This is a genomic window from Brachybacterium vulturis, from assembly GCF_043641765.1.
Taxonomy (GTDB): Bacteria; Actinomycetota; Actinomycetes; order Actinomycetales; family Dermabacteraceae; genus Brachybacterium; species Brachybacterium vulturis_A.
Genome location: NZ_JBHZRO010000002.1, coordinates 35,527 through 50,538 on the forward strand (window position 1 = coordinate 35,527; position 15,012 = coordinate 50,538).

Annotated in this window: 17 protein-coding genes; 15 read left to right on the plus strand and 2 right to left on the minus strand. The window is 70.0% G+C overall.

Going from position 1 to position 15,012, the window contains the following annotated elements:
* The first annotated feature begins 112 nt into the window (after positions 1–112).
* The 15 genes from rpmE to ACHUEU_RS01695 all read left to right on the plus strand — a co-directional run bounded on the left by rpmE (position 113) and on the right by ACHUEU_RS01695 (position 12,838).
* On the plus strand, positions 113–325 hold the full coding sequence (gene rpmE, locus ACHUEU_RS01625) for a 50S ribosomal protein L31 (RefSeq protein ID WP_394214138.1): 213 nt from the start codon (positions 113–115) through the stop codon (positions 323–325).
* Positions 326–498: 173 nt separating this feature from the next.
* Positions 499–1,635, plus strand: a complete 1,137-nt coding sequence (gene prfA / locus ACHUEU_RS01630; protein WP_394214139.1) for a peptide chain release factor 1 — start codon at positions 499–501, stop codon at positions 1,633–1,635.
* The gene (locus tag ACHUEU_RS01635) at positions 1,635–2,540 is read left to right on the plus strand and encodes a N5-glutamine methyltransferase family protein (protein WP_394214140.1); all 906 of its coding nucleotides are present in this window, start codon (positions 1,635–1,637) and stop codon (positions 2,538–2,540) included. Before prfA ends, ACHUEU_RS01635 begins: the two co-directional genes overlap by 1 nt.
* Positions 2,537–3,541, plus strand: coding sequence for an L-threonylcarbamoyladenylate synthase (locus ACHUEU_RS01640; RefSeq protein WP_394214141.1), 1,005 nt, complete (start codon positions 2,537–2,539; stop codon positions 3,539–3,541). The genes ACHUEU_RS01635 and ACHUEU_RS01640 overlap by 4 nt, the downstream gene beginning before the upstream one ends.
* Positions 3,538–4,662, plus strand: a complete 1,125-nt coding sequence (locus ACHUEU_RS01645; protein WP_394214142.1) for an MraY family glycosyltransferase — start codon at positions 3,538–3,540, stop codon at positions 4,660–4,662. Before ACHUEU_RS01640 ends, ACHUEU_RS01645 begins: the two co-directional genes overlap by 4 nt.
* Positions 4,646–5,146 (plus strand): hypothetical protein, encoded by a 501-nt coding sequence (locus ACHUEU_RS01650; RefSeq protein ID WP_394214143.1) that lies wholly within the window; start codon positions 4,646–4,648, stop codon positions 5,144–5,146. Before ACHUEU_RS01645 ends, ACHUEU_RS01650 begins: the two co-directional genes overlap by 17 nt.
* Before the next feature lie 164 nt (positions 5,147–5,310).
* Positions 5,311–6,159, plus strand: coding sequence for a F0F1 ATP synthase subunit A (gene atpB, locus ACHUEU_RS01655; protein ID WP_394214144.1), 849 nt, complete (start codon positions 5,311–5,313; stop codon positions 6,157–6,159).
* A gap of 79 nt (positions 6,160–6,238) precedes the next feature.
* Complete coding sequence (atpE, locus tag ACHUEU_RS01660; protein WP_089064063.1) at positions 6,239–6,469, plus strand: ATP synthase F0 subunit C; 231 nt, start codon at positions 6,239–6,241, stop codon at positions 6,467–6,469.
* Positions 6,470–6,480: 11 nt separating this feature from the next.
* A complete protein-coding gene (locus tag ACHUEU_RS01665; protein WP_394214145.1) occupies positions 6,481–7,026 on the plus strand; it encodes a F0F1 ATP synthase subunit B in 546 nt (181 codons plus the stop codon).
* Positions 7,027–7,035: 9 nt separating this feature from the next.
* Positions 7,036–7,851 (plus strand): F0F1 ATP synthase subunit delta, encoded by an 816-nt coding sequence (locus ACHUEU_RS01670; RefSeq protein ID WP_394214146.1) that lies wholly within the window; start codon positions 7,036–7,038, stop codon positions 7,849–7,851.
* Positions 7,852–7,950: 99 nt separating this feature from the next.
* Positions 7,951–9,576 carry a F0F1 ATP synthase subunit alpha gene (gene atpA, locus ACHUEU_RS01675; protein WP_394214147.1) on the plus strand — a complete coding sequence of 542 codons (1,626 nt, stop codon included), beginning with the start codon at positions 7,951–7,953 and terminating at the stop codon, positions 9,574–9,576.
* Between the two features lie 72 nt (positions 9,577–9,648).
* Positions 9,649–10,560 carry a F0F1 ATP synthase subunit gamma gene (locus tag ACHUEU_RS01680; protein ID WP_394214148.1) on the plus strand — a complete coding sequence of 304 codons (912 nt, stop codon included), beginning with the start codon at positions 9,649–9,651 and terminating at the stop codon, positions 10,558–10,560.
* Between the two features lie 62 nt (positions 10,561–10,622).
* Complete coding sequence (atpD, locus tag ACHUEU_RS01685) at positions 10,623–12,095, plus strand: F0F1 ATP synthase subunit beta (protein ID WP_394214149.1); 1,473 nt, start codon at positions 10,623–10,625, stop codon at positions 12,093–12,095.
* The gene (locus ACHUEU_RS01690) at positions 12,092–12,373 is read left to right on the plus strand and encodes a F0F1 ATP synthase subunit epsilon (protein ID WP_394214150.1); all 282 of its coding nucleotides are present in this window, start codon (positions 12,092–12,094) and stop codon (positions 12,371–12,373) included. Before atpD ends, ACHUEU_RS01690 begins: the two co-directional genes overlap by 4 nt.
* A gap of 18 nt (positions 12,374–12,391) precedes the next feature.
* Positions 12,392–12,838 carry a DUF2550 family protein gene (locus ACHUEU_RS01695; RefSeq protein ID WP_394214151.1) on the plus strand — a complete coding sequence of 149 codons (447 nt, stop codon included), beginning with the start codon at positions 12,392–12,394 and terminating at the stop codon, positions 12,836–12,838.
* A gap of 30 nt (positions 12,839–12,868) precedes the next feature.
* Here ACHUEU_RS01695 and ACHUEU_RS01700 read toward each other — a convergent pair whose 3' ends face one another.
* Entirely contained in the window at positions 12,869–14,098 is a 1,230-nt protein-coding gene (locus tag ACHUEU_RS01700; protein WP_394214152.1) for an N-acetylglucosamine-6-phosphate deacetylase, read from the minus strand.
* Between the two features lie 73 nt (positions 14,099–14,171).
* Positions 14,172–14,879, minus strand: a complete 708-nt coding sequence (gene nucS / locus ACHUEU_RS01705; protein ID WP_394214153.1) for an endonuclease NucS — start codon at positions 14,877–14,879, stop codon at positions 14,172–14,174.
* Between the last annotated feature and the right edge of the window lie 133 nt (positions 14,880–15,012).

A 15,012-nucleotide genomic window follows, 5' to 3' on the forward strand; every position in this document is an offset into this window, starting at 1 on the left:
GCCGCATCCGGAATCCTCGCGCCTGCGGGGCTAGGCGTGGCACACTGTGACGTCGGTTCTGGTTCACGGTGCCCGCCGGGCGCCGACCCAGCGACCCCGAGCAAGGAGAGACATGAAGGCTGAGATCCACCCCGCATACGCCGAGACCCAGGTGACCTGCACCTGCGGCAACTCGTTCACCACCCGTAGCACCAAGACCGACGGCGCGATCAGCACCGAGGTCTGCTCCGCGTGCCACCCGTTCTACACGGGCAAGCAGAAGATCCTGGACACCGGCGGCCGCGTCGCCCGCTTCCAGGCCCGCTACGGCAAGAAGGACTCCTGAGCGACGTACTGCGAGGGACGAGCGGTAGGAGCCCGGGCGACGTCCCCGGCCGCAGCCCGCGCGACGTCCCAGCAGCAGAGAGCACTCTCCGACGCCGGTGCGCGCCCCAGGGCGTGCACCGGCGTCGTCGCATGTGAGCACGGAGGAGTCGGGTGGCTGACGAAGGAGCATCGATGAGCGAGCACGATGCGGGCGATCGTCTCGCGCCGCTGCGCCACGAGCATGCTCGCCTGCAGCAGTCGATGGCGGACCCGGCCCTGCACGAGGATGCCGCCCGCGCCCGTCGCGTGGGCCGCCGCTACGCCGAGCTGGAGGGGATCCTCGAGGCCGCGGCGCAGCTGGACGCCACCCGAGCGGACCTCGAGACCGCCCGGGAGCTCGAGGAGCTGGGGGAGGGGGACGAGGAGCTGGCCGTCGAGGCGGAGCAGCTGGCGGCCCGCCTCACCGCGCAGCGCGAGCATCTCGAGGACCTGCTCGCACCCCGCGACCCCGACGACGCCCGGGACGTGATCCTCGAGATCAAGGCCGGCGCCGGTGGGGAGGAGTCCGCGCTCTTCGCGGCGGAGATGCTGCGCATGTACCGTGGCTACGCCGAGACCCAGGGCTGGCGGGTAGAGGTCCTCACCTCTGCCGAGTCCGATCTCGGCGGCCTCAAGGACGTCACTGTCGCGATCGCCGCACGAGGTGCGGGCGGTCCGGGCGCGGGCGTCTATGCCCATCTCAAGCACGAAGCCGGGGTGCATCGGGTCCAGCGCGTCCCGGTCACGGAGTCCCAGGGACGGATCCACACCTCCGCGGTGGGCGTGCTGGTGCTGCCCGAGGCCGATGAGGCGGACGAGTCGGACGTGCTCGCCGAGGCGATGACCCCGGCGAACCTGCGCATCGACGTCTTCCGCTCCAGCGGTCCCGGCGGGCAGAGCGTGAACACCACCGACTCCGCCGTCCGGATCACGCACCTGCCCACCGGGGTGGTGGTCTCCTGCCAGGACCAGAAGAGCCAGCTGCAGAACCGGGAGCAGGCGCTGCGGATCCTGCGCACCCGGCTGCTGGACGCCCGCCGCGCGGAGCAGGAGGCGCAGTCCTCCGCCACCCGGCGCTCGCAGGTGCGCACCGTGGACCGCAGCGAGCGCATCCGCACCTACAACTTCCCCGAGTCCCGGGTCGCGGACCATCGCACCGGCTTCAAGGCGGGCAACCTCGCCCAGGTCCTGGCCGGCGACCTCGGCGACCTCATCGCCTCCTCCCGCGACGCCGAGCGCGCAGCGCGCCTGGCGGAGGCCCGGGCCGGGACCGACCAGGAGCGCTCCTGATGCACGGTGGGGAGGTCCGCAGCCGCCTGCGCTCCGCCCTGGCGGAGACGACGCGGCAGCTCGGCGAGGCCGGGGTCCCCTCACCCAGCGTCGACGCCCGGGCGCTGATCGCCCATGCCGCAGGGACCGAGCAGCCGCTGGTCATGCTCGATGAGCTGCCGGAGGATTTCGCGCAGCAGCTCGCGCACCTCACCGCCCGTCGCGCACAGCGCGAGCCGCTGCAGCTGATCCTGGGCCGTGCCCCGTTCCGGCACCTGATGCTCGACGTGCGGCCCGGCGTGTTCATCCCGCGGCCCGAGACCGAGCTCGCGGTGGACCTGCTGCGCCAGCACCTGGACGGGCCGCTGCACGAGGTGATCGACCTCTGCGCCGGTTCCGGCGCACTGGGAGCGGCCGTCCTCGACGAGCTGCCGCGCTCGCGCGTGCTGTCCGTGGAGATCGACGCGGCCGCCGCGGAGCTGACCGCACACAACCTCGACCGGGCGGGCACCGGACGCGGCCGCGTCCTGCAGGCCGACCTGCTCGGGGAGATCCCCGAGCTGGCGGCGGTCGGGCCGGTGGATGCCGTGCTGTCCAACCCTCCCTACATCCCGCCCGAGGCCGTGCCGCGCGACGTCGAGGTGCTCGAGCACGATCCGCACCGCGCCCTGTTCGGCGGCGGGGACGACGGACTCGAGGTGCCTCGTGCCGTCATCACCTGGGCGCGGCGGCTGCTGAGGCCCGGTGGCGTGCTGATCATGGAGCACGCGGACGTGCAGGGGCAGGCAGCCCTGGGCGCCGCCGCGGACGGCGGCGGCTTCGACCTGCTCAGCACTGTTCCCGACCTGACCGGACGGGACCGATTCCTGGTGGCGCGTCGCGCCCTCGGGGAACCGACCAGCGGAAGTGAGAGACTGTCCCGGTGACCGTGCACGACACCCAGAACCCAGAGTCCCGCGAGGACGCCCTCGCCGCCGCCGTCGACGCCGTGCGCGGCGGAGACCTGATCGTCCTGCCGACGGACACCGTCTACGGCATCGGGGCGGATGCGTTCACCCCGGACGCCGTCCAGGCCCTGCTCGAGGCGAAGGGCCGCGGCCGCGACACCCCGCCGCCGGTGCTGATCGGCGACCATGCCGTGCTGCTGGCCCTGGCCGCGGACGTCCCCGACTACGTCGAGGACCTCACCGACAAGCTGTGGCCGGGCGCGCTCACCCTGATCCTCACGGCGCAGCGGTCACTGACCTGGGACCTTGGGGAGACCGGCGGCACCGTGGCGCTGCGGATGCCGGATGACGAGGTCGCCCTCGAGCTGCTGCGCCGCACCGGTCCGCTCGCCGTCTCCAGTGCGAACCGTCACGGCAGGCCCGCCGCACTCACCGTGCTGGATGCCGCCACGCAGCTCGGCGATGCCGTCGAGATCTACCTCGACGACGGACCGGCCCGCATCGGCGAGAGCTCCACCATCCTGGACACCACCGTGACCCCGGCGGAGATCGTGCGCGAAGGTGCCATCTCCCGGGAGCGGATCATCGAGGTGGTCGGTGACATCTTCGCCGCGCCCGAGCCCGAGAGCTCCGACGAGCTGTCCTCTGACGATGAGCCCGCTGAGGCGGGAACGCCCGGTGCAGAGAGCACGGGCTCGAGCTCGGACGGCGCGCAGGGCGCGGCCGCTGCGCCGGTCGATGCAGAGCCGACCGCGGATTCCGGGGCGGCCGATCCCACGAAGCCCGATCCCGCGCCGCCGGCGGCGAGCCCGTCAGTGCTGGATCTTCCCGCCGAGCCCGGGCCGGAACCTGACGCCGCAGCTGCCGGAGTGCAGGAACCGGCCACCGAGAGCCCCCTCGAGGGGGTCGGCGAGCAGACGCCGACCACCACGTCCGAGCCCGCTGCGGATGAGGGCGGATCGCAGAGCTCGCCCGGGTGAGGATCTATCTGTTCCTCCTGCTGCTCGCCGCGGCGGTCACCTTCCTGGTGACCCCTGGGGTGAGGCTGCTGGCCCGACGGGCCGGCGCGATGACAGCGGTGAGGGACCGCGATGTGCACGACGCTGTGACCCCGCGTCTGGGAGGCCTCGCCATGCTCGCGGGAGTGCTCTGCGCGATGCTGGTCGCCAGCAACATCCCCTTCCTCGAGGGACTGTTCCGGGATACCCGTCAGCCCTGGGCGATCCTCGCCGCCGGCACCCTGGTGTGCCTGCTCGGCGCCGCCGATGATCGCTGGGACCTCGACTGGGTCACCAAGCTGGCCGGTCAGGTGCTGGCGGCGCTGCTGCTCGCCTGGCAGGGCGTCAGCCTGGTGACCCTGCCGATCAACGGCGTGACCGTGCTGTCCGGACGCACCGCGCTGATCCTCACCGTGCTGGTCGTGGTGGTGAGCATGAACGCGGTGAACTTCGTGGACGGTCTCGACGGGCTGGCGGCCGGCGTGATGGCCATCGGCGGATCCGCCTTCTTCCTCTACGCCTACCTGCTCACCCGCGACGCCTCGGCGGACGACTACTCCTCTCTCGCCGCGCTGCTGACCGCGGTGCTCATCGGTGCCTGTCTGGGCTTCCTGCCGCACAACCTCACCCGGGCGCGCATCTTCATGGGTGACTCCGGCTCGATGCTGCTGGGACTCCTGCTGGCGGCCAGCACCATCGCCGTGACCGGGCAGGTCGATCCGGTTCGGCTCTCCGGAGCGGACTTCTTCGGACAGTTCCTGCCGATCCTGCTGCCCATCGGCGTGATGATCGTGCCGTTCCTGGACTTCGGCCTCGCCGTGCTGCGGCGGATCGGCTCGGGGAAGTCCCCGTTCCATGCCGACCAGGCCCATCTCCACCACCGACTGCTCAGCCTCGGCCACAGCAAGCTCACCGCCGTGCTGATCATGTACACCTGGACCGTCCTCATCTCCGTGGGGCTGCTGCTCCCGCTCGTGCTGCCGATGCGTTCGGTCTATATCTTCTGGGTGAGCGGACTGATGTTCGCCGTCCTGCTCACCTTCGACCCCCTCAGATGGCGCACCGGCCGTCACCGGAAGGATTCCGATGTCCCCTCAGCCTGAGATCCCCGACGCGCACGAACGAGGAGCAGTCCCGGGGCCGCGGCGCCGCACTGCGGGCGACCGCTCGATGCAGCGAGCCACGGTGATCGCGGTGGCCGTCGGCCTGGTGCTGGACGTGATCGTGCTCGTCATCGCCGCCACCCGCCCTGAGTCGACCGCCCTGGCGGGCGCCCTGGTGGGCACCGGCCTCACCCTGCTCGTGGTGCTGCCCTCGATGGGGATCGCGTTCCTCGGCCCGCGCCTGAGCCCGATGAGCATGGCCGCGACCGTGCTCGGCTCCTGGGCGGTCAAGATGTTCGCTGTGATCCTGATCCTACTGCTGGTCCGGGACCTCCCCTCGCTGTCCACCCAGTGGATCGGGCTGGCACTGCTGGTGGGCGCGGTCTCGGCGATGATCGTGGAGGCCACGCTGCTGATGAGGACCCGTCAGCCGCTGGACGTGGAGCCCGTCGGGATCCCGCGGGAACCCCCGGCCGAGCAGTGAGTCTCTGTTATGCTTCCGGAGGTGCTCGACCGCTGATCACGGTGCATTACCGAGGTCCGCACGACCACTGATCGACCACCCGGAACGCTCACGCGTCGTCCATCGCCGTACGTACGGTGGCCGCACCCCGGGGAGGCTCCGATGGAGAACGACGGCCACGGCCGGTGCGATGGCGCCGGACCACACGACCACGGGAGATCGAGCTGAACACCGCAGACCTCAGCCCCACGCTGCACGCCGAGGACGATTCGCTCTTCCACGTCCCGACACTGGACGAGTTCTTCCCGGACGCGATCCTCTTCGACGGGACCTGGTTCGAGTTCAACCGCGTCCAGCTGGTGCGCCTGATCGTGCTCGCCGTCGTGCTGATCGTGATGTGCGTGCTCGCCTCCCGCGCCAAGCTGGTGCCGGGCCGCGGGCAGAGCATCGTCGAGCTGCTCATCGAGTTCGTCAACGGCACCATCATCAAGAACACCCTGGGACTGCGCGCGGGCAAGCACTTCGCCCCCTTCCTCATCACCCTGTTCTTCTTCCTGCTGGCGATGAACCTCGCCGGTGTGGTGCCCGGGCTCAACCTGGCAGGCACCTCGGTGATCGGGCTGCCCTTGCTGGCGGCCCTGTGGACCTTCGTGGTCTACGTGACAGCCGGCGTGAAGAAGCGCGGCATCGCGGGCTATCTCAAGCACGAGACCGCCCCGCCCGGACTGCCCAAGCCGATCTACCTGCTGCTGGTGCCGATCGAGTTCCTGCAGGTCGTGCTGATCCGCTGGGCCTCGCTGACCATCCGACTGCTCGCGAACATGGTCGCCGGCCACATCATGCTGGTGGTGTTCATCGGCCTCACCCAGGGCCTGCTGCTCTCGGGCACCTGGCTGGTCGCGATCTCACCCTTCGCCGGTGCGCTGGCGATCGGCATCTACGGCTTCGAGATCTTCGTCGCCGCCCTGCAGGCCTTCATCTTCACCATCCTCGCCGCGGTGTACATCCAGATGGCCACCTCCGACGAGCACTGACCTGCCCACGACCTTCCATACCCCCTGACATCACCCTGTCCGCCGTCCTCCCGGGCGGCACAACGAAAGGAAACCCCCTGTGGACCCGATGATTCTCTCTGAACTCACCGGCAACGTCGCATCGGTTGGCTACGGTCTCGCGGCGATCGGCCCGGGCATCGGCATCGGCATCATCGTCGGCAAGACCGCTGAGGCCACCGCCCGTCAGCCCGAGCTGCGCGGCCAGCTGCAGTCCACCATGTTCATCGGTATCGCGTTCACCGAGATCCTGACCCTGCTGGCGATCGTCACCGGCCTGCTCTTCGGCTGAGGCCCGCTCCCATGATTCTTGCCGAAGGAGCACAGTCAGTCCCGAGCTGGCGGCTTCTGGTCCCCCTGCCTTCGGAGATCATCTGGTCGCTCATCTTCCTGGTGATCTTCGCGGTCGTCTTCATGAAGTTCGTCCTGCCGCGGCTCAACGCCGTGCTGGACGAGCGGGCGCAGAAGATCGAAGGCGGTCTGCGCAATGCGGAGAAGGTCCAGGAGCAGGTCGACCAGCTCAAGAGCGATCAGGAGCAGGAGCTCGCTGCCGCCCGCCAGGAGGCCGCCTCGATCCGTGAGAAGGCACGCACGGATGGTCAGAAGATCGTCGATGAGGCCCGTACCCGCGCCGAGGCCGAGAACGAGCGGCTGCTCGCCTCCGGCCGTCAGCAGCTGAGCGCCGAGCGGATCGCCGCCTCGACCGAGCTGCGCGGAGAGATCGGGACGCTCGCCAGCGATCTCGCGTCCAAGATCGTCGGCGAGTCCCTCACCGACGATGAGCGCTCCCGCCGAGTGATCGACCGGTTCCTGGACGACCTCGAGTCGAGCCAGGCCACCACCCGATAAGGAACCGTGATGCGAGGAACCTCCTCCACCTCCTTCGCCGAGGTGCTCCGGCACGTCGAAGCCGCCCCGGCGGCCGACGGCGCTGCGCTGGATGCCGAGGCCCAGGAGCTGTTCTCGGTGGCCGATGCCATCGATTCCAGCAATCAGCTCGTGCGCACCCTCTCCGATCCCGGCCGTCCGGTCGAGGTCAAGGAGTCCACGGTCCGCTCGCTGCTGGCGAGCCGGGTCGGCCCGCGCACTCTCGAGACCACCCTCGAGGTCGTGCGGCGCCGCTGGTCCGAGCAGGAGGACATCCTCGATGCCCTCGAGCTGCTCGGGGTCACGGCACTTCTGGACCAGGCGCAGTCCGAGGAAGTCCTCGAGCAGGTCGAGACCGAGCTGTTCGACGTCTCGCGGCTCATCGACGGCAGCGGTGACCTCACCGCCACCCTCGACGGGGAGCGGGGGGAGCCCGCACGGCGCGCATCCCTGCTGGAGCGTCTGCTGGAGGGCCGGGCGCACCGGCTCACGGTCGCCCTGGCGGCCCGGGCCGTCGGGCGTCGCAGCGAGACCAAGCCGGCCCGTCGTGTCGAGGAGTTCGCCCGCTTCGCCTCCGATCGTCGACGGCGCGCTTTCGCGTCGGTCTCCAGCGCAGTCCCGCTGAACGAGGCGCAGCAGGCCCGCCTGGGTGCTGTCCTGGAGAATGTCTACGGCCGTCAGGTCCAGCTGAACCTCACGGTCGACCCCGCGGTCGTGGGCGGTCTCCAGATCCAGGTCGGCGACGACCTCTACGACGCCACCGTGCTGGCCCGGCTCTCCCGAGCCCGGTCGCAGCTCGTGGCCTGACTCATCCCCGACACCGGTTCCTCCCCGAGGACGCGGCGTCCCCAGCATTGTTCAGACCATCCCCGGCACCGGGGAGACCGAGAGGAAGCGAAGCAGCAGATGGCGGAGCTCACGATCAGCCCGGAGGACATCCGGAACGCCCTGGACACCGCGGTGTCCACCTACCAGGCAGGCGCCACCGAGCGCGAGGAGATCGGCCGCGTCAGCGAGGCCGCTGACGGCATCGCGCGCGTCGAGGGCCTCCCGAACGTCATGGCCAACGAGCTCGTCAGCTTCGAGGACGGCACCCTCGGCCTCGCTCTGAACCTCGAGCTGCGCGAGGTCGGCATCGTCGTCCTCGGCGAGTTCTCGGGCATCGAGGAGGGCCAGCAGGTCCGTCGCACCGGTCAGGTGCTCTCGGTCCCCGTCGGCGACGGCTACCTCGGCCGCGTGGTCGACCCCACCGGCGCCCCCATCGACGGGCTCGGCACCATCGAGACCGTCGGCCGTCGTGCCCTCGAGCTGCAGGCGCCCGGCGTCATGCAGCGCAAGGCCGTCAAGGAGCCGATGCAGACCGGCCTCAAGGCGATCGACGCGATGACGCCGATCGGCCGTGGTCAGCGTCAGCTGATCATCGGCGACCGCCAGACCGGCAAGACCACGATCGGCATCGACACGATCCTGAACCAGAAGGCCAACTGGGCCTCCGGCGATCCCGACAAGCAGGTCCGCTGCATCTACGTGGCCGTCGGTCAGAAGGGCTCGACCATCGCCTCGGTGCGCGCGACGCTCGAGGAGAACGGCGCGATGGAGTACACCACCATCGTCGCGGCCCCGGCGTCCGACCCGGCCGGGTTCAAGTACATCGCTCCCTACACGGGATCGTCCATCGGACAGCACTGGATGTACGAGGGCAAGCACGTCCTGATCATCTTCGACGATCTCTCGAAGCAGGCCGAGGCCTACCGCGCCGTGTCGCTGCTGCTGCGCCGCCCGCCGGGCCGCGAGGCCTACCCGGGCGACGTCTTCTACCTGCACTCCCGGCTGCTCGAGCGCTGTGCCAAGCTCAGCGACGAGATGGGGGGCGGTTCGATGACCGGCCTGCCGATCATCGAGACCAAGGCCAACGACGTCTCGGCCTACATCCCGACCAACGTCATCTCGATCACCGACGGTCAGTGCTTCCTGCAGTCGGACCTGTTCAACGCCAACCAGCGCCCGGCGGTAGACGTCGGCGTCTCGGTCTCCCGCGTCGGCGGCTCCGCCCAGACCAAGGCCATGAAGTCGGTCTCGGGCACGCTGAAGATCGACCTCGCGCAGTTCCGCGACCTCGAGTCCTTCGCGATGTTCGCCTCCGATCTGGATGCGGCCTCGAAGCAGCAGCTGAGCCGCGGTGCGCGTCTGATGGAGCTGCTCAAGCAGTCCCAGAGCTCGCCGTTCCCGATGGAGGAGCAGGTCGTCTCGATCTGGGCCGGCACCAAGGGCAAGTTCGACGACATCGAGGTCGAGGACGTCCGAGACTTCGAGGGACAGCTGCTCGAGCACCTGCGGCACAACGGCGGCGTGCTCGACGCGATCCGCAGCACGGGCAAGTTCGAGTCCTCGACCGAGGAGGAGCTCGCGAGCATCCTCGAGCAGGTCAAGCAGGACTTCCTGGCCGGCAAGGGGCAGGATGCGGCGCGGAACGACGAGGACGGTCGTCTCGCCGCTGACCAGATCGAGCAGGAGCAGATCGTCCGCGGCTGATGCGAGAGGCCGCCGCCCCGGACGGGGCGGCGGCTCCCGCCCAGGACGCATCGATCCCGCACGAGGAGAGACATGGGAGCCCAGCAGAGGGTTTATAAACAGAAGATCCGCTCCGCACAGGGGATGAAGAAGATCTTCAAGGCCAAGGAGATGGTCGCGGCCTCGCGCATCGCCAAGGCGCACGCCCGGGTCGAGGCGACGACGCCCTACGCCGAGGCGCTCACCCGCGCGATCGGCTCGGTGGCGACGCACTCCAACGAGATCTCGCATCCGTTCCTGGACAATGAGCGGTCGCAGACGGGGCGCGCCGGAATCCTCCTGGTCACCGCGGATCGCGGTATGACCGGCCCGTACTCGCACAACGTGATCCGCGCGGCCGAGCAGCTCGCGAACACGCTGCGCGACGAGGGCAAGGAGCCGGTGATGTACGTCGTCGGCCGCAAGGGCGAGGCGTACTACCGCTTCCGCAACCGCACGCCGCAGCGCTCCTGGACGCCCTACAAGGAGGACGAGCTGCCGCGCCTCGGCCGGGAGATCGCCGCAGCCGTCACCGAGGACCTCGTCTCCGAGGACCCCGCCGTGCATCTCGACGAGCTCTACGTCGTCTCCACACGCTTCCTGAGCCGCTTCGTCCAGAAGACGCACTCGGTCCGCATGGTGCCGATGGGCCTGGGCGATGTGCAGGGCGAGAACGCCCCGACCTATCCGCTGTACGAGTTCGTGCCGGACGCGGAGACGGTCGTCGGCGAGCTGCTGCCGCGCTACGTCCAATCGCGGATCGTCAACATCCTGCTGCAGGCGATGGCCTCGGAGCACGCCTCCACGCAGCGTGCGATGAAGTCCGCGACCGACAACGCGGAGACCCAGATCGACAAGTTCACCCGGTTGGCGAACTCCGCCCGCCAGGCGGAGATCACCCAGGAGATCACGGAGATCGTCGGCGGCGCCGACGCCCTCTCGGGATCCGGCCGCACCGAACGCTGACCCAGGCCGACGACACCCTGGCCGACGAGGCCCCGCGTCGGCACGACATGGAGAGAACGCACATGACCACCACCACTGACAGTCAGGCCCCCGTCGCTCCGGCGGCCGGTGCCACCGGACGCGTCGCCCGCGTCACCGGCGCCGTCATCGACATCGAGTTCCCTCCCGGGAACATCCCGCCGCTCTACAACGCGCTCACCATCCAGATCGAGGACACCGGCTCCGGGCTGGAGGCCTCGACGCTGACCCTCGAGACCGCCCAGCACCTCGGCGACGGCATGGTCCGCGGCATCGCGCTGAAGCCCACCGACGGCGTGGTCCGCGGCCAGGCCGTGACCGACACCGGCGCCCCGATCTCGGTGCCCGTCGGCGATGTCACCCTCGGCACCGTGTTCGATGTGGTCGGCAATCCGCTGAACAAGCCGGTCGACCAGCTCGAGATCACCGAGCGCTGGCCCATCCACCGCACGGCCCCGAACTTCGACCAGCTCGAGTCCTCGACGGTGATGTTCGAGACCGGCATCAAGTCGATCGACCTGCTCACCCCGTATGTCCAGGGCGGCAAGATCGGCCTGTTCGGCGGCGCGGGCGTCGGCAAGACGGTGCTCATCCAGGAGATGATCTACCGCGTGGCCAACAACCACGACGGCGTCTCCGTGTTCGCCGGCGTCGGCGAGCGCACCCGTGAGGGCTGGGACCTCATCGAGGAGATGACGGAGTCCGGCGTCATCGAGAAGACCGCCCTGGTCTTCGGCCAGATGGACGAGCCGCCCGGCACCCGTCTGCGGGTCGCGCTGTCCGCGCTGACGATGGCGGAGTACTTCCGCGACGAGCAGGCGCAGGACGTGCTGCTGTTCATCGACAACATCTTCCGCTTCACCCAGGCCGGCCAGGAGGTGTCCACCCTGCTGGGCCGGATGCCGTCGGCCGTGGGCTACCAGCCGAACCTCGCCGATGAGATGGGCATGCTCCAGGAGCGCATCACGTCCACCCAGGGCCATTCCATCACCTCGATGCAGGCGATCTACGTCCCGGCCGACGACTACACCGACCCGGCGCCGGCGACCACCTTCGCCCACCTCGACGCCACCACGGAGCTCTCCCGCGAGATCGCCTCGCGCGGTCTCTACCCGGCGATCGACCCGCTGACCTCCACCTCGCGGATCCTGGACCCGCGCTACGTGGGTCAGGACCACTACGACACCGCGGTGCGCGTGAAGCAGATCCTGCAGCGCAACAAGGAGCTGCAGGACATCATCGCGATGCTCGGCGTCGACGAGCTCTCCGAGGAGGACAAGGTGATCGTCTCGCGCGCGCGGCGCATCCAGCAGTTCCTCTCGCAGAACACCCACCTCGCCAAGCAGTTCACCGGCGTGGACGGCTCCGATGTCCCGCTGCAGGACACCATCGAGGGCTTCAAGGGCATCTGCGACGGCGAGTTCGACCACATCACCGAGCAGGCGTTCTTCAATGTCGGCGGCATCGACATGGTGCTCGAGAACCAGCAGCGCATCGACAAGGAGCTCGGGGCGTGAGTGCGCTCGAGGTCACCTTCGTCGCTGCTGACCGCACCGTCTGGTCCGGTCAGGCCGCGCAGGTCGTCGTGCCGGCGGTCGACGGCTCGATGGGCATTCTGCCGCAGATGCAGCCGACCCTGGCGATCCTCGGCACCGGCGTGGTGCGGATCATCGATCAGGACGGCCACGTCGAGGCGGTGGACGTCGAGGGCGGCTTCGTCTCCGTCGACTCGGACATCGTGACCATCGGTGTCGATGACGCCGTGGTCGTCGCGCCCACGTCCTCTCGCCTCTGAGCCGACTGCGCAGACGGCATGAACGACCTGAGCATCCCGATCCTCCTCCTGGGGATCGGGATGCTCTCGGTCGTGCTGGTGGCGGTGCTGCTGCTCGTCATGCGCCAGCTGCTCGTCTCCCGCAGTCGCGGCGCCTTCGAGTGCACGGTGCGTCGACGCGGGCTGGTGGGCGGGTCCAGCTGGCAGCACGGACTGATGCGCTTCGGCACCGACCGACTGCGCTGGTTCCGCGCCTTCTCGGTGCGGCTGCGTCCCGAGCTGGTGCTGCGCCGCAGCGAGATCGGGGACGTCCGCCGGCAGCGACTGCCCGCCCAGATCGACGGCGGAGAGGAGCAGTACCTGATCGAGTTCACCCTGCGCGGCGGCCGTGAGGTCAGTGCGATCGTCGACCTGTCCTCGGGGGCGGCGCTGAACTCCTGGCTGGAGGCGGCGCCGACGGGCTCCGTGGTCGGGGACGCGGACTGAGCAGCCGACAGGTCGGCGCCGCGAGCGAGCTCAGTCGGCGACGACCGCGCCGGCGCGCAGCACGGTCACCGGTGCCAGCTCCGGGTCCACCAGCACGGCATCCGCGCGTCGGCCCGCCGCCAGCACACCGATCCGGTCCTGCATCCCCAGCACGGCCGCCGGCACCGAGGAGGCGGCTCGCACCGCCCGCACCAGATCCACCCCGGCCTCGGTGACGGCGAAGCGCACCACATCGAGCAGATGCGCGGTGCCTCCCGCGATCGCCGAGGCTCCGGTGAGGGTCGCGACCCCCGCCTCGACGGTGACCTCGAGCGCGCCGAGCCGGTACTGACCCTCCGGCATCCCGGCTGCCGCCATCGCATCGGTCACCAGCACCACATTCTGCTCGCCGGCGATCGCGAAGACGTGGGCGACGGTGCGCGCATCGAGATGGACGCCGTCGGCGATCACCTCCACCACCAGGTCACCGGAGGCGGCCGCGTCCAGCGCCGCGAGCGCGGGCCCGGGATCCCGGTGATGGATCGGTCGCATCCCGTTGAACAGATGGGTCGCGGTGGGCAGTGCGGAGCGGCCGTGCGCCCGACGCAGCGAGTCGCGGGCGTGGCCGATGGCATGGGTCATCTGGGCGCTGGTGCCGTCCGTGTGACCGAGCGACGGCACGGCGCCCGTCGCGGAGAGAGCCTCGATGACCTGGTCCGCGCCCCTCACCTCCGGGGCCACGGTCATGGTGGCCAGCGCTCCGCCGGCGAGCCGGGCCAGCTCGCGAACCAGCTCCGCATCGCCGTCGGTGATGTGCTCGGGGTTCTGTGCGCCGCGCCGTTCGACGGAGAGGAACGGACCCTCGAGATGGATCGCGGCGATCTCCCCGTCGGCCGCCAGCTGCGCCAGGTCCGCGACCCGCGACCGCAGGGTGGCGGCGTCGGCGGTGACCAGCGAGGCGACCAGGCTGGTGGTTCCGTGACGGCGGTGCTCGCGCACCGCGGTGAGCATGTCCTCGGCGGTGGCGGCGTCCGGGAAGGAGGCACCGCCGCCGCCGTGGCAGTGGAGGTCCACCAGCCCGGGCAGGATCAGGCCGTCGTGGACGAGGGTCCGCCGCGCCTGGTGCTGCGGGGCGTGGGCGGCCGGACCGGCCCAGAGGATGTCACCGCCGGCGATCAGCACCAGCGCCTCGGGGACCAGCCCCTGCTCGAGCACGGCGCTGCCGCGCACGACCAGCTCGGCGGTGACCGTGGAGGAATGCGGGGAGGGGGAGGTGCTCATGTCTTCTCCTGATGCGCGGTGGACGAAGGTTCGAGGAGGACGGCGGCCGGCGGGTCCGGAGCAGGCAGTGCGCTCAGAACAGTCGTGACTCCGCGTCATCGAGGCCGCGCAGCGCGTCGTAGTCGAGGGTCACGCAGTCGATGCCGCGATCGGCCGCGAGCACGCGCGCCTGCGGCTTGATGGCCTGGGCGGCGAAGATGCCGCGCACCGGGGCCAGCAGCGGGTCCCGATTGAGCAGGTCCAGGTAGCGGGTGAGCTGCTCGACGCCGTCGATCTCGCCGCGCCGCTTGATCTCGATCGCCACCGAGCCGCCGGAGCCGTCACGGGCGAGGATGTCCACCGGGCCGATGGCGGTGAAGTACTCGCGGCGCACCAGCGACCAGCCCTCGCCGAGGGTGTCGATGTTCTCGGCGAGCAGGGCCTGGAGATGTGCCTCGACGCCGTCCTTCTGCAGGCCCGGATCCACTCCCAGCTCGTGGGAGGAGTCCTCGAACACCTCCACCAGGCGTACCCGCAGCCTGTCACCGGTCTTGTCGTGGACCACGTCCCACTGCTCGATCCAGTCCCCCTCGGGGTCCTCGCCGGCCTCCTCGTCGCCGCGGCGCGAGGTGGTCAGCGTGCAGGGCGGGGTCATCCAGTTCAGCGGTTTGTAGCTGCCGCCGTCGGAATGGACCAGCACACTGCCGTCGGCCTTGACGATCAGCAGCCGTGGGGCCAGCGGGAGATGGGCGGTGAGCCGACCGGTGTAGTCGACTGAGCAACGGGCAACGACGAGACGCACAGGGTCAGGATACGGCACCACCAGCACCGCAGGGGTCCTGGCCTGCTCATGAACGGCCGATGAGACGATCATGTGGAGTGCTTTACCCAGGTGCAGATGCTCACTCGGCACTGTTCGGCCCCGCGCCCTGCTC